Annotated in this window: 1 protein-coding gene; it reads left to right on the forward strand. The window is 64.0% G+C overall.

The genetic code is table 11. From position 1 onward, the window contains the following. Nucleotides 1-222: AMP-binding protein (locus tag AB3X89_RS40905; RefSeq protein WP_368588137.1), on the forward strand; the 222-nt coding region annotated here is incomplete at both ends.

Below are 222 nucleotides of genomic sequence, written 5' to 3' on the forward strand. Positions count from 1 at the left end.
AAGCTGCTATCGACGTAACGGCCTGGAATTGCCCGGCTGATTTTAATGGGTCAGTGGTCCCGATCGGCCGTCCGATTGCGAACACGCGGGTTTATCTGCTGGACGGTCATGGCGCGCCGGTGCCGTTTGGTGCGGTGGGCGAGCTTTACATTGGCGGGGCGGGGGTGGCGCGCGGCTATCTGAACCGCCCCGAGCTGACAGCCGAGCGGTTCATCGCCAGTC

The organism is Paraburkholderia sp. BR14320 (genome assembly GCF_040948665.1).
GTDB classification, from domain to species: domain Bacteria; phylum Pseudomonadota; class Gammaproteobacteria; order Burkholderiales; family Burkholderiaceae; genus Paraburkholderia; species Paraburkholderia youngii.